Annotated in this window: 20 protein-coding genes; 17 read left to right on the forward strand and 3 right to left on the reverse strand. The window is 34.5% G+C overall.

Going from position 1 to position 23,922, the window contains the following annotated elements; all coding sequences use genetic code 11:
• Positions 1–7: 7 nt before the first annotated feature.
• The 8 genes from A3I1_RS0104865 to A3I1_RS0104900 all read left to right on the forward strand — a co-directional run bounded on the left by A3I1_RS0104865 (position 8) and on the right by A3I1_RS0104900 (position 4,632).
• Positions 8–901, forward strand: coding sequence for a DUF7916 family protein (locus A3I1_RS0104865; protein ID WP_018370161.1), 894 nt, complete (start codon positions 8–10; stop codon positions 899–901).
• 154 nt (positions 902–1,055) lie between these two features.
• Positions 1,056–1,508 (forward strand): hypothetical protein, encoded by a 453-nt coding sequence (locus A3I1_RS0104870; protein ID WP_018370162.1) that lies wholly within the window; start codon positions 1,056–1,058, stop codon positions 1,506–1,508.
• A gap of 60 nt (positions 1,509–1,568) precedes the next feature.
• Entirely contained in the window at positions 1,569–2,027 is a 459-nt protein-coding gene (locus tag A3I1_RS08230) for a hypothetical protein (RefSeq protein WP_149031799.1), read from the forward strand.
• Entirely contained in the window at positions 2,024–2,218 is a 195-nt protein-coding gene (locus A3I1_RS0104880; protein WP_018370164.1) for a helix-turn-helix transcriptional regulator, read from the forward strand. Before A3I1_RS08230 ends, A3I1_RS0104880 begins: the two co-directional genes overlap by 4 nt.
• A 180-nt stretch (positions 2,219–2,398) precedes the next feature.
• Positions 2,399–2,845 carry a 50S ribosomal protein L13 gene (rplM, locus tag A3I1_RS0104885; RefSeq protein ID WP_018370165.1) on the forward strand — a complete coding sequence of 149 codons (447 nt, stop codon included), beginning with the start codon at positions 2,399–2,401 and terminating at the stop codon, positions 2,843–2,845.
• 19 nt (positions 2,846–2,864) lie between these two features.
• Positions 2,865–3,257 carry a 30S ribosomal protein S9 gene (gene rpsI, locus A3I1_RS0104890; protein ID WP_018370166.1) on the forward strand — a complete coding sequence of 131 codons (393 nt, stop codon included), beginning with the start codon at positions 2,865–2,867 and terminating at the stop codon, positions 3,255–3,257.
• A gap of 103 nt (positions 3,258–3,360) precedes the next feature.
• Entirely contained in the window at positions 3,361–3,843 is a 483-nt protein-coding gene (locus A3I1_RS0104895; RefSeq protein ID WP_018370167.1) for a DUF5684 domain-containing protein, read from the forward strand.
• 351 nt (positions 3,844–4,194) lie between these two features.
• A complete protein-coding gene (locus tag A3I1_RS0104900) occupies positions 4,195–4,632 on the forward strand; it encodes a GNAT family N-acetyltransferase (RefSeq protein ID WP_018370168.1) in 438 nt (145 codons plus the stop codon).
• A 169-nt stretch (positions 4,633–4,801) separates the two neighbouring features.
• Here the strand turns inward: A3I1_RS0104900 and A3I1_RS0104905 are convergent, their stop codons facing one another.
• Together A3I1_RS0104905 and A3I1_RS0104910 are read right to left on the reverse strand one after the other, a co-directional pair.
• Positions 4,802–5,719, reverse strand: coding sequence for a pseudouridine-5'-phosphate glycosidase (locus A3I1_RS0104905; RefSeq protein WP_018370169.1), 918 nt, complete (start codon positions 5,717–5,719; stop codon positions 4,802–4,804).
• On the reverse strand, positions 5,709–6,830 hold the full coding sequence (locus A3I1_RS0104910; protein WP_026216766.1) for a carbohydrate kinase: 1,122 nt from the start codon (positions 6,828–6,830) through the stop codon (positions 5,709–5,711). Before A3I1_RS0104910 ends, A3I1_RS0104905 begins: the two co-directional genes overlap by 11 nt.
• Before the next feature lie 405 nt (positions 6,831–7,235).
• On the opposite strand from A3I1_RS0104910, the gene A3I1_RS0104915 reads away from it, so the two are divergent.
• From A3I1_RS0104915 to A3I1_RS0104955, 8 genes are all read left to right on the forward strand, one after another.
• Entirely contained in the window at positions 7,236–9,278 is a 2,043-nt protein-coding gene (locus A3I1_RS0104915) for an N-6 DNA methylase (RefSeq protein WP_018370171.1), read from the forward strand.
• A gap of 89 nt (positions 9,279–9,367) precedes the next feature.
• Positions 9,368–10,405 carry a restriction endonuclease subunit S gene (locus A3I1_RS0104920; RefSeq protein WP_233275096.1) on the forward strand — a complete coding sequence of 346 codons (1,038 nt, stop codon included), beginning with the start codon at positions 9,368–9,370 and terminating at the stop codon, positions 10,403–10,405.
• Between the two features lie 132 nt (positions 10,406–10,537).
• Positions 10,538–11,107: a hypothetical protein gene (locus A3I1_RS0104925; protein WP_018370173.1), complete on the forward strand. Its 570-nt coding sequence runs from the start codon at positions 10,538–10,540 to the stop codon at positions 11,105–11,107.
• A 422-nt stretch (positions 11,108–11,529) separates the two neighbouring features.
• Complete coding sequence (gene trpB, locus A3I1_RS0104930; RefSeq protein ID WP_018370174.1) at positions 11,530–12,717, forward strand: tryptophan synthase subunit beta; 1,188 nt, start codon at positions 11,530–11,532, stop codon at positions 12,715–12,717.
• Positions 12,718–12,801: 84 nt separating this feature from the next.
• The gene (locus tag A3I1_RS0104935; RefSeq protein ID WP_018370175.1) at positions 12,802–13,530 is read left to right on the forward strand and encodes an EcsC family protein; all 729 of its coding nucleotides are present in this window, start codon (positions 12,802–12,804) and stop codon (positions 13,528–13,530) included.
• Between the two features lie 47 nt (positions 13,531–13,577).
• Positions 13,578–14,309 (forward strand): CBS domain-containing protein, encoded by a 732-nt coding sequence (locus tag A3I1_RS0104940; protein ID WP_018370176.1) that lies wholly within the window; start codon positions 13,578–13,580, stop codon positions 14,307–14,309.
• Positions 14,310–14,514: 205 nt separating this feature from the next.
• Positions 14,515–15,747, forward strand: a complete 1,233-nt coding sequence (locus A3I1_RS0104945; protein WP_018370177.1) for a dicarboxylate/amino acid:cation symporter — start codon at positions 14,515–14,517, stop codon at positions 15,745–15,747.
• Between the two features lie 399 nt (positions 15,748–16,146).
• Positions 16,147–16,521: a hypothetical protein gene (locus A3I1_RS0104955; protein WP_018370178.1), complete on the forward strand. Its 375-nt coding sequence runs from the start codon at positions 16,147–16,149 to the stop codon at positions 16,519–16,521.
• 166 nt (positions 16,522–16,687) lie between these two features.
• Here A3I1_RS0104955 and A3I1_RS0104960 read toward each other — a convergent pair whose 3' ends face one another.
• Positions 16,688–18,004, reverse strand: a complete 1,317-nt coding sequence (locus A3I1_RS0104960; protein ID WP_018370179.1) for an FAD-containing oxidoreductase — start codon at positions 18,002–18,004, stop codon at positions 16,688–16,690.
• 233 nt (positions 18,005–18,237) lie between these two features.
• Here A3I1_RS0104960 and A3I1_RS0104965 point away from each other — a divergent pair, with 233 nt between their 5' ends.
• Positions 18,238–23,706: a ZmpA/ZmpB/ZmpC family metallo-endopeptidase gene (locus A3I1_RS0104965; RefSeq protein WP_018370180.1), complete on the forward strand. Its 5,469-nt coding sequence runs from the start codon at positions 18,238–18,240 to the stop codon at positions 23,704–23,706.
• The last annotated feature ends 216 nt before the right edge of the window (positions 23,707–23,922 follow it).

The following is a 23,922-nucleotide window of genomic DNA, read 5'->3' on the forward strand; positions in this document are numbered from 1 at the left end:
GAATGTTATGAAACGGTTAATTTCGTGTTATGCGAGTGATTTTGAAAAGATGACAAAAGATGAATTTAAGCTTGCCATTAAAAGCAGTGAGGGGCGTACCATTTTGGGGGAGACGATTGTGACCGCTGCTCCCTTAATTGATGGGGTGACTAATGCCGAGATGATGGCGAGTTTTGGTGCTGATTTGCTCGTGCTTAATGAATTTGATGTCTTCACCAAGTATATCAATGGTTTTTATGACACGCCAAATCCCATTGCCGAACTCAAGCGCTTGACAGGTCGTCCTATTGGGATTAATCTTGAGCCTGTTGATGAGGGCGTGACTGTGGTTGATGAAAAAATCAATCTTTCCAAGGGGCGTTTAGCCACTAGAGAGACCTTTATTAAAGCGCAAGCGTTAGGTGTTGATTTTCTTTTATTAACGGGCAATCCTTCTACCGGAGTCTCCTTAAAGGCGATTAAAGAAGCGATTAGTATAGCTAAAGAGTCCTTTAACGGCTTAATTTTTGCTGGTAAAATGCACGGTGCAGGTGTTGGAGAGGCTGTTGTAGATGAGGCTATTTTATCTGACTTTATCACAGCTGGCGCTGATGGTGTTTTAGTGCCTAGCGTTGGCACTGTTCCTGGTGTGAGAGAGTATGAGTTGGCGCCAATCGTTGACCGTATTAAGGCGATGGGTGGCCTTGTCATGAGTACCATTGGGACTAGTCAAGAAAGTGCTGATGAAGCAACCATTCGTGACTTTGCTCTTAGTAACAAGCGTGTGGGTAGTGACATTCACCATATTGGTGATGCGGGCTATGGCAGAATGCCAATCCCGGAAAATATCCTTGCTTTGAGTATTGCCGTACGTGGTAGACGGCACACCTACTTTAGAATGGGACAGTCTGTGAGACGCTAAGGCTAAATTGCTGAAATAAAAAACTAATGATATCAGTGTTAGAGGCTAGGTTTTACCTAGTCTTTTTAACTTGTTTAATTAATAAAATGTATATTATATTTGACATAATGACTGTTATATCATATAATAAAAGTAAGTTTAGGAGGTTGAAAGTATGGCTGGAATGCTAATAATCATTGTGTTGTTATTTTTCTTTTGGGCTTATTTGAGATATACCAAAGCCTTTAAACGTTATGATGAACGTCAAATTCTTGAACAATACAAGGCCTATAAGTTGAGTTTTTTTACTGTAATGGCCATTTTATTAACTATCATTACTCTTTTAACATTTACTGAGTTGAGATTCTCTGAAGAGTTACTCTATCTGCCATTTTCTCTAGGAGTTATTGTCTATTCCAATTACAGTATTTGGCAAGATGCTTATTTTTATATCAATGATAAAAACCAAGTTTCTTTTGCTGTTTCTTCTTTGCTACTGTCATTTCTAAATCTTTACTCTTTTTTAAGAAGTTCTTGGGAAATTCCGATATTGTTAAGCTTTCTCTTATTTTTTAGTATTGGTCTAACAACTTTAATTAAAATTATTAAAGAAAAAAATAATCGTTAGGCACTAGAAGGAAGATTTTAGTTAATAGAAATCAATTAGAAGATGAAAAGGGAAAATAAAATGTTAAAAGATAAAAATATGACAAAAATGGATGAACGACAAGAACAACTCTTGCTGAGAAGTTATCAACTTGGCTTTTGGACTATGGTTTTAACACTTATGGTTTCACTTTGGGTGATTCGCTTAACAGTAGTTGCTCATGCTGCCAAGGATTTGATGTTACTAGCCCTATTAGTTGGGATTACCGTTCAGGTTGTTTATGCGACACTACATGATGCTTCCATTTTTGTTGATAAACGCTTTGGTAAAAATGGGTATCTTGTTGGTGGTTTACTCTTGTTCTTTGGGATAATGACTCTTATCTATACGATTTGGGAGTCGGTGCAGGTAAATGGGAATGTCTTACGCTTTTTGAGTGAGAATAATGCTTCTTTAATGATCCTAGGTTTTGCACAAGTAGTTATAGGAAGTAGTATTTTGTATCGCCTGTATTTGAATGATAGAGAGAATAACGCATGAAGAATTTAACACTTAAATCAGCACGGGTTGCTAAAGATTTGTCGCAACAAGCCTTGGCTGATCTGGTTGGTGTGTCAAGGCAAACCATTGTTGCTATCGAAAAAGGGGGCTATAATCCCACGATTAAGCTTTGTATTGAGATTTGTAAGGTGCTTGATAAAAGCCTTGACGATTTGTTTTGGGAAGAATGAGAGAAATTAAAAAATAAAAAGGAAAAGAAGGACTAAAGTACTTGACTTTACCCCTCTTTTTTTGATATGATTATAAGCGGTATTGTTTACCCCATTTCGTAAGCCCCGGAAAGCTTTTGAAATAACCCGTGGACCGGAACATCCACATTGTAAACATAAACGATTTGTATAGGAGAAATCATGAACAAAACAACATACATGGCTAAGCCAGGTGAAGTTGACCGTAAATGGTACGTTGTTGACGCAACTGATGTGCCTCTTGGACGTCTTTCTGCAGTAGTCGCAAGCGTGCTTCGCGGTAAAAACAAACCAACATTTACACCACATACTGATACAGGTGACTTTGTTATCGTTATCAACGCTGAAAAAGTGAAATTAACTGGTAAAAAAGCAACTGATAAAATATACTACACTCACTCAATGTATCCAGGTGGATTGAAACAAATCTCTGCAGGTGAATTGCGTTCTAAAAATGCTGTTCGCTTGATTGAGAAATCTGTCAAAGGTATGCTTCCGCACAACACTCTTGGACGTGCGCAAGGGATGAAATTGAAAGTATTTGTAGGAGCTGAGCACACACATGCTGCACAACAACCTGAAGTACTTGATATCTCAGGACTTATCTAAGAGAAAGGAGCATTAAAGAATGGCACAAGCACAATATGCAGGTACAGGACGCCGTAAAAACGCTGTTGCACGCGTTCGTTTGGTTCCAGGTACTGGAAAAATTACTGTTAATAAAAAAGATGTTGAAGAATACATCCCACATGCTGACCTTCGTTTAATCATCAACCAACCATTCACAGTAACTTCAACTGTTGGTTCATACGACGTTTTCGTTAACGTTATTGGTGGTGGTTATGCTGGACAATCAGGAGCGATCCGTCATGGTATCGCGCGTGCATTGTTACAAGTAGACCCAGATTTCCGTGATTCATTGAAACGCGCAGGTCTTCTTACTCGTGACGCACGTATGGTTGAACGTAAGAAACCAGGTCTTAAGAAAGCTCGTAAAGCATCACAATTTAGTAAACGTTAATATCAGCGATATTACAACATTTACGACACTTCATGGTTCATACCATGGGGTGTTTTTTAATAAAAGATCTAGCATGATATCAAAAAACAAATAGAAAGATTCTATGAAAAAACTATTAGAGCAACTCCCAGATTTATTACAAAAATTGCCAATACTACTCGAACAATTGAAAACACTTCCTGATCAAGTGACTGAACTTTTGAAACAGTTTGAAGGCTTTTATAACCTACTCATCTTTACTCTGATGTTAATCGTTGTCTATATCGTCCTTAGTGCTCTATTTCTAGTAGTGCTTGCCATTATTGGCCTCTGGCGTACTTTTGAAAAGGCAAACGAGTCAGGTTGGAAAGCCCTCATCCCAATTTATAACCTCTACATCCTTAGTAAGATTATCTATGGGAATGGTTGGCAATTTATCCTCCTACTGATTCCCATTATCAATATTTACTATGCTTATCGGTTTAGTCAAGATATGGCACAAAGTTATGGCAAAAGTACAACCTTTGGCATAGGTATCTTCTTGTTATCCCCACTTTTTATCTCGATTATCGGTTATGGTGCGTCGGAATATCAAGGCACCCGGTGAGAGAAGTTATTGATAAGAAGATAGAAATTCAGTTGGTATTGAAAATTAAGGAAAAACACTTCTCTTATCTAGTAAATAGATAGGAGAGGTGTTTTTAAATGTCAATAGTGACTATTTGTAATACTGTACCCACTTTTTGGTTCAAGGCATTTTATTTTTATCTATTACCTTATGTTATAATAAAAATATCATAAGATATGTAGTAGACAGTTAGAGTTTTAAAAGATGGTGAAGCTAAAATCTAGCCAGTTGAACATAGTGTTTGATTTAGTAATCCATCCATAATGAGAGAGTGTGAAAGATTAACTAACAGTAAATGAGGTAAGAAAATTATTAATATAGGAGAAAAAAATGACTATTACTTTTAGGAAATGTAAAGAAAATGATTTAAATTTTATTTTAGAGTTAAAAGAAAACTGCTTTAGATGGTATATAGAAAAAATATATGGTTGGGATGACGATGTACAAGTAGAGTGGACAAAAAGAGAAATGATTGAAAATCTAGAACATATGGATATTATTCAGCTTAATGGAATTGATATTGGGTTATTTACTAATTATATAGATGAACGTGGCGATATTTGTATAGGCATGTTTGCAATAAACCCAGAGTATCAAAATAAAGGAATAGGGACTGATATTCTTAAAAATATTTTAGATAAGAACATAGGAAAAAGATTCTATCTTAAGACATATGAAGAAAATCCAGCAAGGTATTTATATGAAAGACATGGATTTAGAGTTTATGATAGAACTAATACACATTTATTAATGGAAAGAGTATTATAATATATAGCTTTACATATCTTTTCGGCAATATTTTAGGATAAAAAACGTTTTCAATAAATGTGATGACTTGTTTTCAAAATTTTTACTAATTGATAATTGATTCCTGTCAAAATCAAAAAACTACTAGGAGCCAGATCCTAGTAGTTTTTATTATGCGCTTTATGTTCTCTTATAAGTTATGATAGCTTGTTGCTATTTGTGCACCAACTTTAGCATTATTGTAGACCAATTGAATATTAGCTTTGAGGCTCTTACCGTCTGTTAACTCGACAATCTTACTCAACAAGAATGGTGTAATATCTTTACCAACAATGCCTTTTGCTTCGGCTTCTGCAACAGCATTCTCAATAATGCTGTCGATATAGTCAGCGTCTAATTCGTGTTCTTTTGGAATAGGATTGGCGACTAGAACGCCTCCTTTAAGACCGAGGTCGTCACTCGTTTTAACCATAGCAGCAATAGTCTCCACCGAGTCAGCTGAAGTATTGAGTTTATACGGGCTTGTTCCTGTGAAGAAGGCAGGAAGCACATCTGTCTTATAGCCTACCACTGGTACACCTTTAGTTTCTAAATATTCTAAGGTTCGTGGCAAGTCAAGGATGGATTTGGCGCCTGCACAAATAACAGTCACTGACGTTTGTGCTAATTCTTCCAAGTCAGCAGATACATCCATGGTTTCTTCAAAGCCACGATGCACGCCACCAATACCTCCTGTGACAAAGAATTTAATCCCGGCAAAGGCAGCACCAATCATTGTTGTTGCAACAGTCGTTGCTCCAATACGTTTGGTAGCGATGATTTCAGCTAAGTCACGTCGTGAAACCTTGGCGACATTTTTTTCTGTCGCTAATCGTTCTAAATCGTCTTCTGACAAACCAATCTTGTATTTACCATCCATAATGGCGATGGTTGCAGGGACAGCTCCGTTATCTCGGATAATTTGTTCGACCGTTTTAGCCATTTCTACGTTTTGCGGATAAGGCATACCGTGAGAAATGATAGTTGACTCCAAGGCAACGATGGGTTTTCCAGCTGCTTTTGCTGCTTCAACCTCTGGTGAAAATTCTAAGTAGGCATTAAGGTTCATGGGTAAAAAGTTCCTTTCTTTCTTGTAAAAATGATTGACGCGATAAATTTTTTCTAACCGTGTCTTGTGATTGAATGGTGTAGTAGGCATTGGTCAGACCGAATTCAAGGGTTTCTTGAGAACTAAACTCATTGAGCCAACCAAACAGGATACCTGCTGATAGGGAGTCGCCTGCGCCTGTAGCATCTACCATTTGTTGGACTATTTTAGGGGTCATGACTTGTCGCTTCCCATCCTGATTAGCATAGAGCATTGATTTGGCTCCTCTTGTGATTAAAACTTGCTTGAGGCCCGTTTGTAACCAAAGCTTTGCCAAGTCTTCTAAATCTTCACTTGATCCTAAGGGCTTATCAAAAAAGAGTTCGCTCTCATCTTGATTGACAATCAACCACTCAACACCGGTTAAATCTTTGGGAAGATTGGTCATCTTGGGTGCTGAAACGGGGATGATAGCTAGGGCCAAGTTTCTTTTTCTTGCTAATTTGATGAGATAGACGAGACTCTCCTTGGGGAGATTGAGATCAACCACCAAGGCTTTACTTCTTGACAAGAGGTTTTCGTATTGCTCTAACCATGACACAGTCATACCGTCGCAGATAGCCATGTTGGCTAAGGCCATACTCATGTCTCCATCGATATCGATGATAGCTGTGTAGGAGCTTGTCGCCTCTTCTGGACAGACATCAACCTGACGTAGATTCATGTAGGACTCTGAAGCAGATTTGATTAAACCCCAATCTTGATCGTCACCCGCTCTAGAAAGCATGACGACATTTTCCCCCAGACGCCCTAAGTTTTCAGCAATATTTCGACCAACACCTCCGATGGAAACCGAACTACTAACGGGATTTGACGTCTTCAAAATCAACTTTTGCTTGGCGTAAAATTTGCGGTCGACATTCATACCGCCAATACAGACAACAGGCACCTCATCATTGATAATGTATGCCCTACCCAAGAGATAATTGCGCCTAATCAAGTCCGAAATCATATTGGCAACAGCTGACCGTGATAATCCTATTTGCTCGGCAATCTCTTGCTGAGCGTAAAAAGGATGTTGACGGATGAGCTCTAGTACCGCTTGTTCTTTCTCATTAAGAATAAGTATCACCTCCTATAAACAAATGTTTAAAAATGACTTTTGTCATACACAAGATTATTGTAACCCTTTTCAAAAGAAAAAGCAAGGAAAAATCAGTGATGCAAAAGTGCAAACAACGACTCCTTGAACAAATGAGATAAGAACTTCCTCGTTTCGCTATTCTTCTTGAGTATTGGTTATGAGGCGTTGACATATCAAGGTAGCCAGTGAGAGGTGCTATTGGTTGGAAGCTAGTGAGAAAGACTCAATTGAAAAATAAGAAAAACACTTAAAATTAGGTGTTAAATTAAATATTCTTTTTAATGTGGAGAGTCACTTTTTGTTAGCTTAAAGATTATATTTTTTATTCATTATTCTATGTTATAATAAAAACATCACAAGATATGTACTAATATAGAATAAGGAGTTGTAAAAATGGCTAAAGTTCAATCGGTTGAACCTATGGTAGCTGATTTAGTAAATGGTTGGTTAAAATCTTATGGCTTAGATTATAAGTTAGAGCAGGAAACTCTGAATTCAGAAATAGATAAGGCATTATCGGAGTATTTTTCTAAAAATGGAGGGAAAGGCGGTAATCGTCCTGATGCAAAGCTCTTGCTTCAGGATAAGCATACAGATTATTGGCCAATTCTCATTGAATATAAAGGTTATAAAGATAAATTAGAAAAAATTGATAAAAATGGTCAAGTGGATAACCGTAAGGCGAAGAATGAATTCAATTATACTAATATTAACTCTTTTGCTGTCAATGGTGCAGTTCATTATGCCAATGCTCTTTTACACTATACTAGTTATACCAATATCATTTCAATTGGTGTAACAGGTTATAAAGATGAATTTGGTGAACTTAAGACACAAATTGGGGTCTATTTTGTTTCAAAAGATAACTTTGGTATGGGTCAAAAAGTTGATGAATATACTGATTTATCTTTTTTGAAATCTAATAATTTTGATGTTTTTGTTGAGAAGGTTAAAGCTTTAGAATTAACGGTTGATGAAGCAGAAAAATTAAAAGAGCAACGAGAAAAAGAGATTGATGCTAGTCTAACAAAGCTCAATAATGATATTTATCAAAATGAGAAAGGACTAGGAGAAAATGACCGTGTTTACCTTGTAGCTGCTTCTATTATCGCTACTCTTGGAGTAGCTGGTAAAGTAAAACCATTGGATAAAGAAGATTTGGTTTCTTCTACAGAAGAAGATAACCGAGATGGTGATATTATTATTCGAAAAGTGAATTCTTTTTTGAAAGAGAAGAAAATTCCTAAAGCAAAAAAAGAATTGATTATTCGTACTTTAAAAAATACACTAGCTACTGAAAATATCAATAAACCAGTTAATGGAGAAAGTCAGCTTAAACGTGTTTTCAGTAAAATTGTAGATGATCTTGGCATTTATTATAAGATCGGACTTACTACAGACTTTACTGGCAAACTCTTCAATGAAATGTACTCCTGGTTAGGTTTCACACAAGATAAATTAAATGACGTTGTTTTAACACCATCATATGTCGCAAATTTATTAGTTAAGCTTGCTCGGGTAGATAAAGACTCCTATGTATGGGACTTTGCGACTGGTTCGGCTGGTCTATTGGTTTCAGCTATGAACGAAATGCTTAATGATGCTAAAGAAAAAATTACTTCACCTGATGAACTATACAAAAAAGAAGCCGAAATAAAAGCCAATCAATTGTTAGGGTTGGAGATTCTTCCATCAGTTTATATGTTAGCTGTATTAAATATGATTATGATGGGAGATGGGTCATCAAATATCATCAATGAAGATTCATTGACACAATTTAACGGAAAATATGGTTACGGTAAAAAAGATGAAAAATTCCCAGCTACAGCATTTGTCCTAAATCCACCCTATTCAGCAGAAGGTAATGGGATGATTTTTGTTCAGCGAGCACTTTCTATGATGGATAAAGGTTATGCTTCTATCATCATTCAAGGTTCAGCGGGTAGCGGCAAAGCAAAAGAGATTAACAAAGAAATTTTAAAATCAAATAGACTTCTTGCGAGTATAAAAATGCCGATAGACTTATTTATTGGTAAGTCCAGTGTTCAAACTTATATTTACGTTTTTAGAGTGGGCGAAGCTCATGAAAATGATTACATTGTAAAATTTATTGATTTTACTAACGATGGTTATACTAGAAGTAATCGCAAAAAATCAAGTAATAATCTAAGGGACACTGGTTATGCTAAAGAAAAATATCAGGAAGTAGTTGATTTGGTTAAATATGGTAAAAGCAAATTATATTACTTATCTGAATCTGAATATTATGAAGGTCATATCAATATTAACAAAGGAGATGACTGGAATCAGAGTGCACCGATTGACCTTAAACCAAGCCTTGACGACTTCAAAAAAACGATCGGTGATTATTTAGCTTGGGAAGTTTCTAACCTATTAAAAAATAGTAGTTTAGGAGATGATAACCTGGGAAAATAGATGCCTCACTCACTCAAAAATTAGCTGAAGTTGAGTGGGGCGAGTTTAAACTGAATGATTTATTTGATAGTAATAATGGAAATATAGATATTAAAAAAACACATATTAATAACAAAGGTGACTATGTAATCACATCAGGTGTTTTTAATAATGGAATTTTAGGAAAATCTGACATAAACGCTAAATTATTTAGTGAAAACACTATAACAGTTGATATGTTTGGATATGTTTTTTATCGAAAATTTAAATATAAAATGGTTACCCATGCTAGAGTATTTAACCTAGTTCCAAAATTTGATATTACTGACAGACAAGGGAATTTTTTGGTTAGCTCATTACATTTTTTAAAACATTTATTTGGTTATGAAAATATGTGTTCTTGGGCAAAAATTAAAGATTTAAAAATTCTACTACCTAAAAAAGAAAAATTTATTGATTTTGATTTTATGGACTCTTTTATAGCGGAGCTGGAGGCAGAGCGGATAGCGGAGCTATCCGCTTACCTAAAGGTAAGCGGATTGGACAATTATAAATTGTCCGATGAAGAGCTAAAAGCTCTTCGTGACTATGACTCTATGGAGTGGAGAGAGATACCATTGGATGATATATTTGAAGTGAGTACTTATAAAAAGCGTTTTGATGCAAATAAAGTTGAATTGGTAGATAATGGAGGCAATCCTTATGTCGTCAGAACCAGTACAAATAATGGAATCAGAGGATTTATTAAAGAAGATATTACTTATTTAAATGATGGAAATACTATTTCTTTTGGTCAAGATACAGCCACAGCTTTCTATCAAGAACAACCATATTTTACAGGTGATAAAATAAAAATACTTAAATCAAAAATTAAAGGGTTTAATAAAAAAAATGCTCAATTTTTTGTCACTTCCATTGCTCGTTCATTTTCAAAATTTTCATGGGGAAACTCGAGTTATAGTGTAGAAATTATTAAGAATCAAAAACTTAGTTTACCAATAAAAAATGAAAAGATTGATATAAAATATCTTGAAATATTTACAAAAGCAATTTCAAAATTAATAATAAAAGATGTAGTTCAGTATGCAGATAAACGAATTGAAGCAACAAAAGATGTAGTATCTAGTAATAAAAAAACTAAAACATGAGAATACCAAATATCTTGGTTTAGTCAATGTTAAAATTTAACAAAAGAAATATGTGTTCTTTAGAAAATAAGAAAATTCTATTATGTGTTTTATGAAAAGATAAAATTAAATTTGTAAGCAATTGGGGACAAAATGAAAAATAGTAAACTATTAGTATATTTAATACTGATTTTAATAACGTACTTACCTTTGGATTATTTCAATATATTAACAAGATTAAATATTAACATAAAAAATTTAAATTTAGAGATAATTAATATCTTAGTGATAATTATTTTATATATAATTACATTCAATTTTATTGACAGTAAACAACTTAAAAAAGAACAAAATAAAGTTGAAATATCAAAAATAATTTTCAAGAGTATTTATGAAACGTGTATTGAAAACCTAGAATTATATACTGATGAAATAATCAAAGACTATATTGTACCGAAATGCGATTTTAATAAAACGATAAATGAGGACAAGTTTATGTTTGATTTAATAAACCAACCATTTCAAAATGAAAAAATAATATCTGAACTATTAAAAGATGGAGTGATTTCAAAAAACAAATATGAGAATTATTTAAAATCTAAAGAGAGTTATGTAAGTTATCTAACTAAAAGAATTATTTTATTTGATAAACCTGATTTTGAGAATGAAAAAGAAGAGGTATTATTGGAATTGAAAAACTCAATAGCATTATTAAAAAATTAAATACATACTAAAGAAACGATTTAAACAAATTGAAACTATAAAAATAGTTGTAGTAGAATTCAAGGTAAAAATAAAAGTGGCATAACTTTATATTATACCCCCCCATTTGACTTCTCCCTCATTTTCCTGTATAGTAGTCATAATCAGAAAAGTAGCAAATGGTAGTTTTCAGGGAGCTCGTGGTGACTGTGAACGGGTAGCTGGTGTTTGTGAACATTGGACTGATGGTAAAAGGAATTGTAAGACATATCAATTCGGTGGGCACCCCTTATCGTGCGTCCTCTTGTTGGAGAGGATTGAGATATGATGGCTTTTTGGCTATCATTAACTGAGGTGGCACCGCGCTATTTGAACTAACGCCCTCGCACAGAATTTTTTCTGTGCGGGGGTTTTTGTGTTAAAACATTTTAGGAGGAAGACAGATGGATAAGAAACAAAATAAAGGCTTTTTTGGTGAGTTTGGTGGGAGTTTTGTCCCAGAACCCATTCAAGTATTGCTGGATGAGTTGGAAACTGCTTTTGAAACCTACAAGGATGATGAGGATTTTCAAAAGGAACTAGCCTACTATTTAAAAGATTATTCAGGGCGGGAGACGCCGCTTTATTATGCCCAGTCATTGAGCACAGCGCTTGGTGGGGCTAAGATTTACCTCAAACGTGAGGATTTGAATCATTTGGGATCGCATAAGCTAAATAATGTCTTGGGGCAGATTCTTTTGGCGAAACGCATGGGGAAAACCCGTGTCATTGCTGAAACTGGGGCAGGGCAACATGGCGTGGCAACGGCAGCTGCTGCAGCCAAATTTGGCATGGCTTGCGATGTTTATATGGGGGCTGAGGATATCAAGCGTCAACGCCTCAACGTTTTTCGGATGGAGATGATGGGAGCGACGGTGCATGCGGTCACTGAAGGCACTCAAACCTTGAAAGAGGCGGTTGATGCGGCCTTTGGCGCGTGGATGGCAGACTTGGGAGCCTTTTATGTCTTGGGATCTGCTGTGGGCCCACATCCTTATCCAACCATGGTTCATGAATTTCAAAAAATCATCAGTCTTGAGTCAAGAAAACAGATATTAGAAAAGGAAGGACACTTGCCAGATGTGGTGATTGCTTGTATCGGCGGAGGCTCAAACGCTATCGGTGCTTTCTCGGAGTATATCGCTGATGAGGAGGTTGCTTTAATTGGTGTCGAAGCCGCGGGACAAGGCGTTGAGACAGATAAACATGCGGCAACCATGACTAAGGGAACCGTTGGTGTTGTCGATGGGATGAAGACTTATGTGCTCTTCCAAGAAGATGGCAAGATTGCTCCCGTTTACTCGATTTCTGCGGGACTAGACTACCCAGGTGTTGGCCCAGAACATGCTTACCTTAATTTCTCCGGACGAGTGAATTATGTGCCAATCACCGATGAAGAAGCCGTACAAGCGCTCCTCTTGTTGTCGAAAACCGAAGGCATCATCCCTGCGATTGAGAGCTCACACGCGCTCGCAGAAGCCATCAAACGAGCACCAAAAATGACCAAAGACCAAATCCTTATCGTCACTCTTTCCGGACGAGGCGACAAAGACGTTGCAGCCATTGCAGATTATTTAGACGAAAAGAAATGAGTTTAGTTAATTTTTCATTATATGATAACTTTTCAAAAATATTCATGATATAATAAATAAAAAATATTTATTATGGAGATTACTATGAATAAAACTTCTGGTATGAGAAACAAATCAGTTAATAATGATATACAAGTTAATGAATTAACTCAGGAAAAAATGTTGCAAATTTTGAATTGGTCTTATGATGCCACTTTGAATGGTTTACCAGGGCAGAAAAATATTGATGATTTAGTTGATGATTATTTATCAAAATACGATAAGGAAACTGCCATCAAAAAATTAGTTGATTTCCAAGTTAAAAAAGCTACTGTTTCAGGTTTCGTAACAGGATTTGGTGGACTACCGACCATGCCGATTACTTTACCTGCTAACATTACGACAGTTATTTATTTCCAATTGAGGATGATAGCCGCTATTGCAAAAATAAGAGGCTATAATTTGAAAAGTGACCAAGTACAAACAATTGTTTATACCACATTGGTTGGAAGCTCACTTGTTGATCTCTCTAAGAAAACAGGAATAGTTATTGGGAATAAGATGTTGACTAGCTTTGTCAAAAAAATTCCAGGGAAGATGCTAACAAAAATCAACCAAATAATCGGTTTTAGGTTGTTTACCAAGTTTGGTACAAAGGGAGTAATCAACATAGGGAAAATGGTTCCAGTTGTTGGTGGGGTAATAGGAGGCGCATTTGATATGGTAACAACACAAACCATTGCAAATGTTGCTAAAAAAACGTTTACTAATGTTGGAATAGATATTGGTGATGGAATAATTATTGATAAAAATGATTTAACTAGCATTGAATAAGTATTTGTAGATTTTTCAAATTAATATATGAATAGAGGAGTATTTTGATGGAAACCGGTGAATTTAATAGATTATACAATGAACTTGAACAATTATTAAAAAATCATTATGATTTGGATAAAACTATTCAAATGTCCTATGCTTTAAATCGTGCAAAACAGGATAGAAAAAATAATCCAATTAAGAATAACTGGGAAACTATATCAATTATTAAAGATTTGAGAAATATTATAATTCATGGAACAAATATCAAAATCGAGGAAGTCGCTCACCCTTCGGAGCATCTAATTCTAATTTTAAAAAAAATAATTAATTACTACAAAAATCCAAAATCAATTCGTAAATTTCTGATTGAGCAAAAAAATTATGGTGTAAAAAGTTTTCAAGTAAATGATAATTTAAAATCTGTTTTAGAATTTGTAAATAGATTTAAATATTCTCAATTTCCGTTGTTTGATTCAGAAAATTTTTTAGGAATGATATCTGATAATGGAATTACAAATTGGTTAGCAAATTCATTAGATGCAGATTCTACAATTTTAGAAAATTTAGAAGATGTACTTTTATCTGAGATATTTAAATTTGAAGAAACACAATCTAATGTTTGTAAAATTTATAAAGAAGATAATATTTTTAATTTAATAGATATATTTTCAAAAGAAGAAGTGGATGTTGTTTTAATATGTGAAAAGAAAAACTGTGATATTAAAAAAACTACTGATATTTTTGGAATTATAACAATTTTTGACTTAAAAGAATTATACAAAGAGTTAAAGTGATATAATAATTTCTGTTATTTTCAAAAAAAGTAAATTTAGACGATAGTTTTCTATCGTCTTTTTATTCATTTTTCATCAATTTCAAGACCAAATGATTTACAAATAATTCAGAATAAGGTAGGATAGAGACTCAAAAAACATCATTTTCAAAAATAGTAATATTTTTTACTGAAATTTTTTGATAATGATAGAAAATGAGGTTGAAATGAAAAGAGTAGTTAATTCATATCGGTCATCATTGATTCTTTTGGCATCAATGATTTTAGGTGGTTTGCTTGGTTTTGTTTGGGGACCTGAGGCTTCTAAGCTACAGCCTATTGCAGATACTTTTTTAAATCTGCTATACTGTAGTGTGGTGCCTTTAGTCTTTTTCTCTCTATCTTCAGCAATTGCAAAGATGCAAAACTTATCCAAATTGGTTAAGATTATGGGGAGCTTTTTCTTGTTAACATTTGCAACAGGAATTATCTCAAGTCTATTTATGTTATTATCAACCTTTTTGGTTAATCCTTCTTCGGGGGTGAGTATTGCCTTAAATGAATCAGTTGATACAAGTGATAGTAATCTCAATATTCTTGGGATGTTTACGGTCAATGATTTTCCTAATCTTTTTTCAAGAAATCACTTGATGGCACTCATTGTTTTTACCATTATTTTTGCGATTGGGCTCATCCAAGTTGGTGAAAAAGGCAAACCAGTTGTTGCTTTGATGGAGACATTGACTGATGTTATTGTTAAGGTGATTGGCATCATTATGAAGCTAGCGCCGTTAGGATTAGGAGCCTACTTTGCTATCTTGATTGGTACTAACGGTAGTGAGGTGATTGGTTCGCTTTCAAAAGCGGTTGGCTTATATTTAGTGGTTCTTGTTATTTATTTTATCTTTTCACAAACCTTTGCAGCTTATGTATCAGCTGGTTTTTGGGGTGTTAAAAAATGGTGGAGTACTTGTATTCCAGTCTTATTAACAGCTCTTGGAACAAGTTCTTCTGCAGCATCAATACCTGTAAACTTAGATCACGCAAAAAAAATTGGGATTTCTGATGAGATAGCTGACCTTGTGATTCCTTTAGGAGCCACACTTCATAAGGATGGCGCATGTTTGATTCAGATTGTAAAAATTGTTGTCTTATCATCACTGTTTAACATTGACTTTTTTACGCCACAACATCTCTTTATGGCAGTCTTAATTTCTGTGATGGCATCAATAGTTGTCGGTGGTATTCCTGGTGGCGGTTATGTGGCTGAAATTTTCATCATTTCTGCCTTTGGTTTTCCGGCCGAAGCTATTCCAATCATGGTATTACTAGGAACAGTTACTGATGCACCTGCTACAGCTTTAAATGTGACTGGAGATACTGGTCTAGCTATGATGATTGCTAGGATTGTTGATGGGAAAAACTGGATGATAAAAAAAGAACAGACAAAAACACTTTAAAACTGATATTGCTTCTTTGTTTTGGGGGTGCTATTAATGGTGGTTGGTTTGACTCAAATCTTACTTTTCCATCAATGATTACTAAGATTTTTGGTGGTTTTGGTTAGTTTACTAACAATGGGCAGCTCTTTTTAGAAAATTTTAGTTTTTAAGACAGTTTCAGGGGAAAAATTCTTTTTATCGGCGGTTATTTTTGAAGAAAAGTCTCTTGGTCTGCCAACAGAAACTTGAGATGTTGAGCGTTAGAAACAATTATTGTTTTTAATATAGAGTCATCATGTTACACTTCATACGGCAATATTTCAGTATAATGATAATATTTTAATCTTTTTGATTTTAAAATAGCAATTCTTAGAAAAAAACGGTATCATAGCCCTTACCATTAAAGGAGTAAACAAAATGAAAAAAATAATAGGAATTTATGATGCCAATGCAGGTTTAGTTGGCGAATTTAAATATGTTTTTGAAAAAGTATTTTATAAAAAGCATTGTGCTCTCTGTGATATTACTCATGGCCTTTCATTTACAGCTAAAAAAGAGTGGCTCAATCAAGTAGAAACATTTCCCTTGCCTATAGAAACATTTCACCTCAATGAAATAGATCAAGATCTTAAGAAATTTGTTGATAAACAAACACCTTGTATCGTTTATAGTGATGGTGATTGTCAAAAAATCATTATGACAAATGAAGAGCTCTCTTCTTTTTCCAAAGAACCAGATCACTTTTTTAAGCAGTTAACTAGATGTTTGACTAAAGAGGGTCTTATCCCATAAAAGTGCTTAATCATTTGTTATTTAAGCAGATGATTTTGGTATCTTGTTTCTCTAGTATTCATTTGAGTTAAAAAAGATTAAATTTGATGTTTGTTTTCATTTAAGATGGTCAGTACTGATAAAATTGAAAAAAGAGGCTAGAACAAAAAGTTCTAGCCTCTTTCTCTTAAAAATTAAAGACGTTATTCAAGTTTTCTGACATCGTCGGATGAGTAAAGATTTGGTTTTTAATATAGGTATATGGAATATCGTGATCCATTGCCATTTTGAGAAGATTGATGATTTCGTGCGCGGCTTCACTAAAGATAGTTGCTCCTAAAATAGCGTCTGTCTCTTTATTGACAATCACTTTCATTAATCCTCTATAGTCATTGGTAATATATGCTCTTAGCGTATTTTTAATTTTTAGACTATTAGTTTTATAAGGCAATTTTTGTTTCTTTGCCATTTTTTCAGTTAATCCAATGCTAGCTAAGGTTGGTTTGATAAAAGTAGCAGTTGGTATGTTTTGACGTTTAGATAGACTAAATTGATTATCTCCCATCAAGTGACTATAAACAATACGATAATCATCATATGAGATATAGGTAAATTGCATTTCGCCACGAACATCACCAAGAGCGTAGATATTTTCAACAGTTGTTTGACAATAGTCATCAACTTTAATGCCACCTCTTTCAGTTAGTTTAATATCAGTATTCTCAAGTCCAAGACCATCCGTATTTGGGACACGTCCAGCGGCATACATGACCACATCAAATAGATGGGCTTTACCATCTACGGTTAAAAGAACTTGTTCTCCTTGGTTTTTGACAGATTCGACACTTGCGTTAAACTGAAAGTTTACGCCATCTTCTTCCAGATATGATTGTGCTAATTCTGAAAATTCTTCATCCATTTGACTTAAAATATGATTACCATGCTCAAAAATAGATACTTTTGTTCCCATTTGACTAAAGAGGTGAGCCATTTCAAGACCAATATTTCCACCACCGATAATACCTAAGGTCTTAGGTTGTTCTTTAAGTTTTTGTAGTCCTGTGCTGTCAACGACATTTTTAGTCTCTAAAAGCCCTTTTATTGGTAAAATTCTCGATTTAGCTCCAGTGTTGATAATAATGATATCAGCAGTGACTTGAATGGTATCATTTTCTGAAGTGAGTTCGACCACTTTATTTGAAATGAATCTTGCTTTAGCAAGATATAAATCCATCCCAGAGTTGCGTACATTGTTAGCACTACCCTCACGAAAAATAGAGGTAACTTTATTTTTTCTTGCCATAACATCTTCAAAGTTATGATGTTGAAGTGCATCAGAAATCATGATTTTGGTCGGCACACAACCAATATTTATACAGCTTCCTCCATACATCATTGAATCTTGTTCAACAATGGCTGCGGTTTTACCTTGTTCAACCATTTGACTAGCTAAAGGCCTACCTGCTTGGCCAAAGCCGATAATGAGAAAATTATAATGTTTCATTAATTTTATTCCTTTCTTATTGCTTTCTTCATCATATCACCATCAAAAGGAAATAACAACTATCTGCTATGTTATACAAACAGTAGATTATTATTGTAAGTATTAAATCTAAATGTTAAATATTATCAGGTTATTTGACTTTTATTTTAAACTATTTTTTTGTAAAATAAAAAATATTGACTTTTCATTTTACAAGTGAAAAAATAATGAACTTTAGATTGGAAAAATTCATAATGATGACGACAAATCTCTCTTATCAGAAGGTTTTAAATTATGCGATTAGAAAATTAAGTGTCGGTATTGGTTCAGTGATTATTGGGGCCACTTTTTTAGGGGCGACACCAATTTTGGCAGATCAACACCAAGCCAAAGTAACATATGGTTATGTTTTAGAGTCCGAACTATCCTCAGATGAGCTTTCTTTAATCCAAAAAGGGACTCCAAGGGATAATATTGCTGAAGAAACGACCATTTACTTGGTGTATTCACCTGATAAAAGAACAACTCTGCCAAAAACCAATGACAAGTCTTTGTTTACCTATAGTTTTTTGGGTGGGTTATCGCTACTGGTTGTAGGGGTAACAGTAAAGAGAAATAAAAAATTAGGTAAAGGGAGATTGCCGTATTTACTAATGGTTACAAGTGTCTTTTTCGTACCTACTGGTATGACAGTATCATCCATAGAAGTGGGTGCGCTTAGTCATTACCATCAAGAATTACAAGCTGGCCAAGTCTTTGAGACAGCTGATATTGTGCTTAATATTCCCAATCATTATTATATTGGCTTTATTGAAGTAAAAAATGATGTTTCTAAGTCAGTGATAAATCAAGAGATAAGCAACATTTCTTTGAAAGAAGAGAAAAAAGCGGAGATTTCACATCCATCAAGTGCTCCAATAGTTGAAGATAGAGCTATCAATTTTGAAGTGCCCTCAGATGCTCCAACAGTAGTTTTAGAAGAAGCACAGATAATAGAGACCCATCCTTCAACAGCACCAATAGTTGAAGATAGAACTATCAATTTTGAAGTGCCTTCAGATGCTCCAACAACCAGTTTGGAAGCCTCCCAGATAATAGAGACCCATCCTTCAACAGCACCAATAGTTGAAGATAGAGCTATCAATTTTGAGGTGCCTTCAGAAGCTCCGACAGTCAGTTTGGAAGAAGCACAGATAATAGAGACCCACCCTTCAACAGCACCAATTGTTGAAGACACAGCTATCAGTTTTGAAGTGCCTTTAGAAGCTCCGACAGTCAGTTTGGAAGAAGCACAGATAATAGAGTCACATCCTTCAACAGCTCCAATAGTTGAAGACACAGCTATCAGTTTTGAAGTGCCTTCAGATGTTCCAACAGTCAGTTTGGAAGAAGCACAGATAATAGAGGCCCACCCTTCAACAGCTCCAATAGTTGAAGACACAGCTATCAATTTTGAAGTGCCCTCAGATGCTCCAAAAGTAGTTTTAGAAGAAGCACGAACAGTAACTGAGACTAGTCAGGAAACGTTGGTTTTTGAGACACATTATATAGCTGATGACAGTTTGGAATATGGTCAAGTTCAACCTCAAAGTCAAGGTGTTACAGGTTCTATTGTAACGACTATAACTTATTTGGTAGAAGATGGAAATAGAGGTATTGAATTAAGCCAAGAAAGTCAAACAACAGCACCTATTAATGCTCTTATCAAAATTGGTACCAAACCATTTGAAGAAACAGAGATTATTACTGACAATGGTGTGCGTTATCAAGTGACTTATCAAACCACTTATCAGGTTAATGAAAAAACAGGAGAGGTTACATCACAAAGGCAAGAAATTGCAAGAAAACAATTAGAAAATCTCAAAAAAGAAAAGCCAATGGTTACGGTGAGTCAAATAGTGACTAATGATGATGAACAATCGCTTGTTATCACTTATGACAAAGAAGATCCTGATACAAGCTTTAAAAAACTAAAAGTAAGTGTTAAAGAAGGCAGTCAGGTGATTAAACAAGTCGAGTCTCAATTGGAAAATCGAACACTTCAACTAGATGGTTTAAAACCTTATACGACTTATCAAATAGAAACAACTGTTGTCTATAATACTGGCACAGGTGATGTTGAAGAAATATTAGAGCCCAAACAAGAAGTTGAATTTATTCCTAAGAAAATAGAATTTCGTTCTATCAAAAAGGCAGAGTTATTTCAATTAGATGATAATCACCGCTTAAAACGTGTCACAGGATTAGAAGAGGCACCAGCAGATGCTAGCTCTTATCTCGTGAAATTAACGACTGATTATGACAGTGCTTTGTTACCTGTTGCTAAATTTACAGAGGTTGATGGATATATAGAAGGACTAATCGATCATCCTCGTTTGGTATCGTTTGCTTCAGATAATATTAGTGTGACAGATGGTTTTCGGATTAAGGTAGATAAAATTACTACAGGAAATGGTATCTACACGGACTTTAATCAATTGATAAATGATATGACACAAAACCCTTCTGGTCACTTCAAATTGGGAAGTGATCTTTATGCTACACCTACAGAAGGGCCTGCTTACATCCTTTCCAATTTTTCTGGAAATCTTTCAAGTGTTGCTGGTAAACATTACACGATTTATCATTTGAATAAACCATTATTTAATCGCTTGGAGGGAGCTAGAGTTGAAAATATTTCATTAAAAGAAGTTAATATCACTTCGCAAGCAGACACAGCCAGTTTAGCTTTATGGGCCAACAATGCTAGTATTAACCGTGTTTTTGTTGATGGAAAACTAACTTATGACCCAAACAACTCTAACACCCATCAGATAGGTGGCTTAGTCGCAACGCTTGCTGGTTCTACCGTCGATTCTTCCTATGTTAATTTGTCGATTACAGCAAGAGACCGTGCCAATAACAATGTTGCTGGCCTTGTAGCCAGGGCAAATTCATACTTTGCAACTTCTCATTTGACTAATAACGTTGTTGCTGGTGAGATTAAAACGGGTAATCAGTCTAAAAAAGCAGCTCTTCTTGCTTTCAATTTTGGTTCAACTCAAATTGATAATAATATTAGTAGTATGTTTATTGACATGCTGGGCAGTGGCATTACCGGTTTAAATAATAAACGAGTGGGTGATGGTCAAAATGGTAGCATCACTCAAGAACAATTTAATGACAGACTAAAAGCGCTTGGTGTCCTAACGAAAAAACAAGCACAACAATTATCTGATTATAAGGATAGTGAGTTAAGCCATTATCAATCAGATAGAGAAATTGCTTATTATAATACGAAAAAATTGTTGCCGTTATATGATCGTCATACGATTATCAAGTATGGTAATTTAATAGAAACTACTAGTGCTTTATACCATAAACGGATTGTTTCAGTGACACCGATGGCTAATCGTCAATTTGTGACCAATCTTAAGGCGCAAGAAAATATTAATCAGTTGTTTGTGCTTTATGAGGATGATAGCAAGGAAATTCTTTCCTTGACTGGTCTAGGTGAATTTTCTGATACCAAAGTGATAGAGTTTCGATTATTAAACAAGCTTCTTTATACACCAGATTATTTTATGTCAACAAAGTCTCAGCTACGTGATCAGATAATGACAACTTTATCTTCTGTTAGTTTAGCAGATCTTTCTGTGAAAACAGCATTGAAAGTAACACAAAAACAAGATATTAGGGCCTTGTATTTGGATGATTCTTTTGCACAAATTAAGAATCAGTTAACAAGAGTGGTAGAAAATCTTCTTTCAAGTTCTCTTATGAAAACAGATAACCTCGCTACTCAGCAATATTTACTAAGAAAGATTGAAGATAATAAGGAAAAATTACTTTTAGGCTTATCTTACTTGAATCGTCTTTATGGTATTCAATTTGGAGATTATTATATCAAAGAATTAGTGATGTATAGACCATCCTTTTATGGGAAAGCTATAGAGACACTTGATTGGCTTATCGATATAGGTTCACAAGGCTACAATAATCTTTTGTTATATAAAAATGAAGCTTTTTATGCTAACACTATGAAAGTAATTGATAAGCCCTCTCTTTTAGCATTTTTAGATCATAATAGAATGATTTTTGCCCCGGAAATGTCAGCAAATGATTGGTTTAAATCAGCAACAAAAGCTTATATTCATGAAGAAGCCTCGCGTGTTTTACCTGAGAAAAGTGTGGCTATTTATGAACGCCTTCAAACAAAAGAATCTTATAGAAGTTATATCCTTCCTCTATTAACTTTAAAAGAAGACAATGTTTATGCGGTGACTACTTTGTCCTCATTGATTTTGGGTGGTTATGGTCGTGAAATTGATATGAACATTAAAGAAACTGATAAAACGCGTTATCAAAAAGAACTAGAACGTGTGCATCAGTTGATTGGTGATCAAGCAAGAAGATGGCAAGATTTTGTTGATTTATTTATGAAGATGGTTTCGCCATCAAGTCAAAGGGTTTATGCGGATAAATTGACAGAACTATTTGCTGGTTACTATATTAAAGACTCAGTTAATGGGAAAATAGCGCCTCTGTTCAATGAAAAACGTCGTTGGGCGGAACCTCACGGTGATATTGATACGTCAATTGATGATTTCTTTGGACCAATCGGAAGATATTATCCACAATCAGCTAACAAGGATTCTGCCTATGCCAATAAATCTTTAAATCGTATTTATTTTGATAGTGTTGATATCCTAGGACATGAGGGTGGAACAACTTATAGTCATGAGATGACTCATGCTTATGATGAAGATGGGTTGTTAAATGGTTATGGTTATCGTGATGGACAAGAAGCAGAAGCCTATGCTCTTGGCTTATTTGAATCAGTAACCAGTTCAAATAGTTATTACTATGGTTTTAACTTCATGTATGATTTGAATCAAGGAGCCCACAATAATCATATTTCTCGGTTCCAAACGAAAAATGATTTTAAAGACTATCTTAGTGGCGTTTTTGATGTGACTTATCTTTTAGATGGTACTGAGGCAGATATTATCCTTAAAAAAGATAAGGCCGATCAAAAATTCTTCTTTAATAAGATAGAATTAGTAAAAGATCCAAATACTAATGATGGTGTCACTCATGGTAAAGATGTGATTAGAGAGATTACTACAAAAGAATGGGAACAAATGACCTTGACTTCAGTTTCTGATTTGATTCGTCAAAAACTTGTTAGTCAGAGTAGTACTTTGTTAAAACAAGATTATCTTCGTGATAATCATAATAACTATTATTTTATACCACTTTACTATCCTATTTATGCAGCTTATGAAAATGATTCTGGAACTAGTGGTGGCTTGATGTTTAGAAGAACTGCTTTTGAATTATTGGCAACTTTTGGTTGGGATGAAGGCTTCATTCCTTATGTCAGCAATCAATTAAAACAAGAAGCACAAGTACAGCAACAACCATTGTCAGATAGCTTTATCTTTAAGAAAATTTTTAATGGTCAATATGAAAACTATGAAGATTTTAGAATTAAGATGTTTGCAAAACGCATGGCTAAAAAAGACAATATTAAGCCGATTACAATCATGGTTGACAATCAGTCTTACACCATTACTTCTTTTGAAATATTAGAAGAATTAATGACAAAAGCAATTGATGAGGATTTGGCTAAACTAAAATTAGGACAACATAGTTTTGCTAGAGAAAAATTAAAAGCAGCAATAATGAAAGCTTACAATGCATCAACAGACAATTTCAGAATGTCTATTTTTAATGATTAAAAAGAAAATGAAGAAATTGTTTATTTTATTCTTCTTTTTCCTACTAATTATGTAGATGTTTGGAAAGTATATTTTTAAGAGCCTAATCGTTGATTCAATTATTATGAGGGCATATAAATTTATTAAAAGAGGCTAGTGATATTTGTTCTAGCCTCTTTTTGACAAGTTCAAGCATTATTGACCCTTTTTTTAGAAAAAGAGTATACAATAGAAGCA

Origin of the sequence: Streptococcus marimammalium DSM 18627 (assembly GCF_000380045.1) — a bacterium.
GTDB classification, from domain to species: Bacteria; Bacillota; Bacilli; order Lactobacillales; family Streptococcaceae; genus Streptococcus; species Streptococcus marimammalium.

What these genes read in the sequence shown, in the direction of transcription:
- A3I1_RS0104865 (WP_018370161.1), top strand. Translation starts at nt 8, where the DNA reads ATGAAACGGTTAATTTCGTGTTATGCGAGTGATTTTGAAAAGATGACA.
- A3I1_RS0104870 (WP_018370162.1), top strand. Translation starts at nt 1,056, where the DNA reads ATGGCTGGAATGCTAATAATCATTGTGTTGTTATTTTTCTTTTGGGCT.
- A3I1_RS08230 (WP_149031799.1), top strand. Translation starts at nt 1,569, where the DNA reads ATGTTAAAAGATAAAAATATGACAAAAATGGATGAACGACAAGAACAA.
- A3I1_RS0104880 (WP_018370164.1), top strand. Translation starts at nt 2,024, where the DNA reads ATGAAGAATTTAACACTTAAATCAGCACGGGTTGCTAAAGATTTGTCG.
- rplM (WP_018370165.1), top strand. Translation starts at nt 2,399, where the DNA reads ATGAACAAAACAACATACATGGCTAAGCCAGGTGAAGTTGACCGTAAA.
- rpsI (WP_018370166.1), top strand. Translation starts at nt 2,865, where the DNA reads ATGGCACAAGCACAATATGCAGGTACAGGACGCCGTAAAAACGCTGTT.
- A3I1_RS0104895 (WP_018370167.1), top strand. Translation starts at nt 3,361, where the DNA reads ATGAAAAAACTATTAGAGCAACTCCCAGATTTATTACAAAAATTGCCA.
- A3I1_RS0104900 (WP_018370168.1), top strand. Translation starts at nt 4,195, where the DNA reads ATGACTATTACTTTTAGGAAATGTAAAGAAAATGATTTAAATTTTATT.
- A3I1_RS0104905 (WP_018370169.1), bottom strand. Translation starts at nt 5,719, where the DNA reads ATGAACCTTAATGCCTACTTAGAATTTTCACCAGAGGTTGAAGCAGCA.
- A3I1_RS0104915 (WP_018370171.1), top strand. Translation starts at nt 7,236, where the DNA reads ATGGCTAAAGTTCAATCGGTTGAACCTATGGTAGCTGATTTAGTAAAT.
- A3I1_RS0104925 (WP_018370173.1), top strand. Translation starts at nt 10,538, where the DNA reads ATGAAAAATAGTAAACTATTAGTATATTTAATACTGATTTTAATAACG.
- trpB (WP_018370174.1), top strand. Translation starts at nt 11,530, where the DNA reads ATGGATAAGAAACAAAATAAAGGCTTTTTTGGTGAGTTTGGTGGGAGT.
- A3I1_RS0104935 (WP_018370175.1), top strand. Translation starts at nt 12,802, where the DNA reads ATGAATAAAACTTCTGGTATGAGAAACAAATCAGTTAATAATGATATA.
- A3I1_RS0104940 (WP_018370176.1), top strand. Translation starts at nt 13,578, where the DNA reads ATGGAAACCGGTGAATTTAATAGATTATACAATGAACTTGAACAATTA.
- A3I1_RS0104945 (WP_018370177.1), top strand. Translation starts at nt 14,515, where the DNA reads ATGAAAAGAGTAGTTAATTCATATCGGTCATCATTGATTCTTTTGGCA.
- A3I1_RS0104955 (WP_018370178.1), top strand. Translation starts at nt 16,147, where the DNA reads ATGAAAAAAATAATAGGAATTTATGATGCCAATGCAGGTTTAGTTGGC.
- A3I1_RS0104960 (WP_018370179.1), bottom strand. Translation starts at nt 18,004, where the DNA reads ATGAAACATTATAATTTTCTCATTATCGGCTTTGGCCAAGCAGGTAGG.
- A3I1_RS0104965 (WP_018370180.1), top strand. Translation starts at nt 18,238, where the DNA reads ATGATGACGACAAATCTCTCTTATCAGAAGGTTTTAAATTATGCGATT.